1 protein-coding gene is annotated in these 1,134 nt (G+C 74.1%); it reads right to left on the reverse strand.

The window, feature by feature from the left end; translation table 11 throughout:
- Nucleotides 1-26 precede the first annotated feature (26 nt).
- The coding region (gene metE, locus ACFU99_RS44335; RefSeq protein WP_384404562.1) for a 5-methyltetrahydropteroyltriglutamate--homocysteine S-methyltransferase at nucleotides 27-1,134 on the reverse strand (1,108 nt) is incomplete at its 5' end.

The raw sequence follows: 1,134 nt of genomic DNA on the forward strand, positions 1-1,134 counted from the left end.
GACGGGCCGTGCGCGGCCCCGTCAGCTCAGGACTCGGGAAGCTCCGCCCGTACCGTACGGGCCGCGGCGACCAGATTCTCCAGCGAGGCGCGCGTCTCGGGCCAGCCGCGGGTCTTCAGGCCGCAGTCGGGGTTGACCCACAGGCGCTGGGCGGGGATGGCCCCCAGCCCCTTGCGCAGCAGGGCCGCCGCCTCCTCGACGGAGGGCACGCGCGGGGAGTGGATGTCGTAGACGCCGGGACCGGCCTCGCGCGGGTAGCCGTGCGCGGCCAGTTCGCGGGCGACCTGCATATGGGAGCGGGCCGCCTCCAGACTGATGACGTCGGCGTCGAGGTCGTCGATGGCCTGCACGATGTCGCCGAACTCGGCGTAGCACATGTGCGTATGGATCTGCGTGGCCGGGCGCACACCACTGGTGGTGAGGCGGAAGGACTCGGTGGCCCAGGCCAGATAGGCGGGCCGGTCGGCGGCGCGCAGCGGGAGCGTCTCGCGCAGGGCCGGCTCGTCGACCTGGATGACGGAGGTGCCCGCCGCCTCCAGGTCGTCGACCTCGTCGCGCAGGGCGAGCGCCACCTGCCGGGCGGTGTCGCCGAGCGGCTGGTCGTCGCGGACGAAGGACCACGCGAGCATGGTCACCGGCCCCGTGAGCATGCCCTTGACGGGCCGCTCGGTGAGCGAGTTCGCGTACGAGGTCCAGCGCACCGTCATCGGCTCCGGGCGCGAGATGTCGCCCGCGAGGACCGGCGGGCGCACATAACGGGTGCCGTACGACTGCACCCAGCCGTGCTGCGTCGCGAGGTAGCCGGTCAGCTGCTCGGCGAAGTACTGCACCATGTCGTTGCGTTCGGGCTCGCCGTGCACCAGGACGTCGATGCCCGCCCGCTCCTGGAAGGCGAGCACCTCGCGGATCTCGTCGCGGATGCGCTCCTCGTACCCGGCTGTGTCGATGCGGCCCGCGCGCAGGTCGGCGCGGGCGGTCCGCAACTCGCGGGTCTGCGGGAACGAACCGATCGTGGTGGTCGGCAGCAGCGGCAGCCCGAGGCGGGCGCGCTGGGCGTCGGCGCGCCGCTCGTACGGGGCCGAGCGGCGGCCGTCCGCGTCGGTGACGGCGGCGGCGCGGGCCCGTACCGCCGGG

It is taken from the genome of Streptomyces sp. NPDC057654, from assembly GCF_042800135.1.
In the GTDB taxonomy this organism is placed as follows: Bacteria; Actinomycetota; Actinomycetes; order Streptomycetales; family Streptomycetaceae; genus Streptomyces.